Origin of the sequence: Mesorhizobium sp. M7A.F.Ca.US.007.01.2.1 (assembly GCF_003998165.1) — a bacterium.
In the GTDB taxonomy this organism is placed as follows: Bacteria; Pseudomonadota; Alphaproteobacteria; order Rhizobiales; family Rhizobiaceae; genus Mesorhizobium; species Mesorhizobium ciceri.
In genome coordinates, this window is the sequence record NZ_RZQP01000374.1 from 1 (window position 1) to 3,533 (window position 3,533).

At 64.2% G+C, this 3,533-nt stretch carries 3 protein-coding genes; all 3 read left to right on the forward strand.

What is annotated here, in order from left to right; translation table 11 throughout:
- Nucleotides 1-98 precede the first annotated feature (98 nt).
- A complete protein-coding gene (gene asnB / locus EN949_RS33820) occupies nt 99-2,036 on the forward strand; it encodes an asparagine synthase (glutamine-hydrolyzing) (RefSeq protein WP_127371154.1) in 1,938 nt (645 codons plus the stop codon).
- A gap of 23 nt (nt 2,037-2,059) precedes the next feature.
- Nucleotides 2,060-2,326 (forward strand): acyl carrier protein, encoded by a 267-nt coding sequence (locus tag EN949_RS33825; protein ID WP_013525356.1) that lies wholly within the window; start codon nt 2,060-2,062, stop codon nt 2,324-2,326.
- 26 nt (nt 2,327-2,352) lie between these two features.
- Nucleotides 2,353-3,533: long-chain fatty acid--CoA ligase (locus tag EN949_RS33830; RefSeq protein WP_127371940.1), on the forward strand; the 1,181-nt coding region annotated here is incomplete at its 3' end.

Genomic DNA, 3,533 nt, shown 5'->3' on the forward strand with positions numbered 1-3,533 from the left:
ATTTACCATTCTCATGAATAGTCCCAAATATTTAACACCTACCGATATCTTGGCGGCTATAGTCCGGGCCGCGCTGGTGGACTTGGAAATATCTCGGCATGTGCGGTTTTAGCGGCTATTTCGGCACTGTCCGGGATGGGAGGGCGCTCCTTGAAAGGATGACGGCTGCCATTGCCCATCGCGGCCCCGATGAGCAGGGGTTCTTCACCACAAAGGCGGCCGGCCTCGGCCATGCGCGGCTGTCCATCGTCGGTCTCGGGGACGGCCAGCAGCCGATGTCCGATGCGACGGGCGATCTGACGATCGCCTTCAACGGCGAGATCTTCAACTATGTGGAATTGCGCGAGCAGCTTCGCGCGAAAGGCCGCCATTTCCGGACAACCAGCGACACCGAAGTAATCCTGCATCTCTATGACGAGATGGGGGAGGATTGCGTCTCCGCGCTCAATGGCGATTTCGCCTTTGCGCTCTGGGACGGCCGCCGCCGCCGCATGGTTCTGACGCGCGACCGCATGGGGGTCCGGCCGCTCTTCTATACAAGGCAGGGCGAACGGCTTTACTTCGCCTCGGAGGTCAAGGCGCTCCTCCAGGCCCCGGGCGTCGCGGCCGAGATTGATCCGGTCGCACTCGACCAGATCTTCACGCTCTGGGCCCCGATCGCGCCGCGCACGCCCTTCCGCAACATCTACGAGATCGAACCCGCAAGCCTGATGATCGTGCAAGAGGGCAGCGTCTCGACCCGGCCCTACTGGAGTCTGGAGTATCCCGACCGGGACGCGCCGCCCCGGCACGGGGACGAGCGTGCCGCGGCCGAGGAACTGCGCGCCCTCCTTACGGAGGCGACCCGCATGCGCATGCGCGCCGATGTGCCAGTCGGCGCCTATCTGTCTGGCGGCCTCGATTCCTCCATCACATCGGCGCTGGCGGCGGGCATGGCGCCGGGTGGCCTCAGGACCTTCTCGGTCACCTTCGATAGCGCCGAACATGACGAGAGCCCCTTCCAGATCGAGATGGCCCGTGCGCTCGGCACGCATCACAGCGCCGTCGCCTGCGGGGAAGGCGATATCGCCGCCGTCTTCCCTGACGTTATCCGCTTCACCGAGCGGCCGATCCTGCGCACTGCCCCTGCCCCGCTCTACAAGCTCTCGAGCCTCGTGCGCGAGGCCGGCTTGAAAGTGGTGCTGACGGGCGAAGGCGCCGACGAAGTCTTTGCCGGCTACGATATTTTCAAGGAGGCCAGGGTTCGGCGCTTTTGCGGGAGACAGCCCGGCTCCCGCATCCGGCCGCATCTGTTCCGCAAGCTCTACCCCTATCTTCCGGGCCTAAGGCAGCAATCGGCCGAGTACCTGTTATCCTTCTTCGGGGCTAGCGGCGCGACGCTTGACGATCCGCTGTTCTCCCATCGGCCGAGGTTCGACGGCACGGCGGCGACGAAGCTGTTCTACTCGGGCGATCTGCGTGCCACATTGTCCGGATATGACGCCGCCGAGGAGCTCGCCGCGCGGCTGCCCGAGGCGTTCGCCCGCTGGCATCCCTTGCATCAGGCGCAATATCTGGAAGCCCGCTTCCTTCTCCCTGGCTATATCCTGTCCAGCCAGGGCGACCGCATGGCGATGGCCCACGGCATCGAGGGCCGCTTTCCCTTCCTCGACCATCATCTGGTCGAGTTTGCCGCCGGCCTTCCTCCCGAGATGAAGCTGAAGGGGCTCGTGGAGAAGCATATTCTGCGGGAGGCGACCAAAGACCTGCTGCCGGCCGCCATCGGCCGGCGGACCAAGCAGCCCTATCGCGCACCGGATAGCCAGTCCTTCGTTGGGCCGGGCACGAGGGACTATGTCCAGTCGGCCCTGGGCGACGCCGCAGTCAGCGCCGGCGGGCTCTTCAATCCGAAGGCAGTGGCAAAACTACATGAGAAATGCAGCCGCCAGCCGGCCTCCGGCTTTCGCGACAACGCGGCCTTTGTCGGCATCCTGTCGACGCAGCTGTGGCTGACGACTTTCACCGGCACAGGCATTTGCAACGCAAAGGCCGCCTGACACCACCAAGGAAAGCGAACGACATGACCGATACGATCCAAGACGCAGTGAAGGCCTTTGTCATCGAGAACTTCCTGTTCGGCGACACCACCCACGCCCTCGCCGATACGGACTCGCTGATCGAGAACGGCATCATCGATTCGACCGGCGTTCTGGAACTGGTGGCCTTTATCGAGGACCATTGCGGAATCACAGTTGCGGACGCCGATATCGTGCCGGCCAACCTCGATTCACTGGCGCGCATCACGGCCTTCATCACAGCGAAGACCGCATCGCTCGTCGCGGCGTGACGGCTGGCAGCGGAAGGCCCGAGCTCATGCGGGTCGAGCAATTCCTCATCACGAACGCGGCCGCGCATGGCGCGAAGACGGCGCTTGTCACCGACCGGGAGCGGTTGCGCTATGACGAGCTCGACGATCTGTCGAACCGGCTTGCGACCGCTCTCGCCGAGAATGGCGTGCAGCGCGGCGACCGCGTTCTCGTCTTCATGGACAATTGCTGGGAAGCCGCCGTCTCGATCTTCGCGGTTCTCAAGGCGGGCGCGACCTTCAGCCCGATCAACGCCTCCACCAAGGCCGACAAGCTCGCTTATGTCATCGACGATTGCGAGGCTGCGGCGATCCTGACTCAGGCCAAGCTGATGCCTGTCGTGATCCAGGCGCGTGCGCTGTCGGACCGGCCGTTCTTCGTCGCGTCTACGCAAGCGCCATCCAGCCATACGCCGGATGGCGCTGCCTCCTTCGAGGATTGTCTCAAGGTCGCGCCCGTGCCCATTCGCCATGGCGGGATCGATATCGACCTCGCCATGCTGATCTACACCTCGGGCTCCACCGGCCGCCCCAAGGGCGTGATGATGACGCATCGCAATATCGATGCCGCGGCCGAATCCATCACGACCTATCTGCGCAACACCCGTGACGACATCATCCTCAATGTCCTGCCCCTGGCTTTCGACTACGGCCTCTATCAACTGCTGATGGCGACGAAGCTCGGCGCGACGCTCGTCCTCGAAAAATCATTCGCCTTTCCGCAGGCCATTTTCGAGCGCATCCGCGCCGAGAAGGTCACCGGTTTCCCGCTGGTGCCGACGATGGCGGCGCTGATCCTGCAGATGCGCGATTTGGCGCCGGGTTTCCTGCCGAGCCTTCGCTATATCTCGAACACCGCCGCCGCCCTGCCGCCGGTGCATATCGCCCGGCTGCGCGAGCTGTTCCCCGGCGTACGGCTCTTTTCCATGTACGGTCTGACGGAATGCAAGCGCTGCACCTACCTGCCCCCGGAGGAGCTGGACCGCCGGCCGGGTTCCGTCGGCATCGCTATTCCCAACACGGAAGCGATCGTCGTCGACGATGAGGGCAACCGCGTGCCACCGGGCGTGGCGGGCGAGTTGGTCATCCGCGGCCCGCATGTCATGCAGGGCTATTGGCGCAACGACGTGGCCACGGAGCAGATGCTGCGTCCCGGGCCGCATCCCTGGGAAAAGCGGCTCCACACCGG

Bases quoted from the DNA above. Each gene is read 5' to 3' on its own strand.
- asnB (WP_127371154.1), top strand. From the start codon at position 99: ATGTGCGGTTTTAGCGGCTATTTCGGCACTGTCCGGGATGGGAGGGCG.
- EN949_RS33825 (WP_013525356.1), top strand. From the start codon at position 2,060: ATGACCGATACGATCCAAGACGCAGTGAAGGCCTTTGTCATCGAGAAC.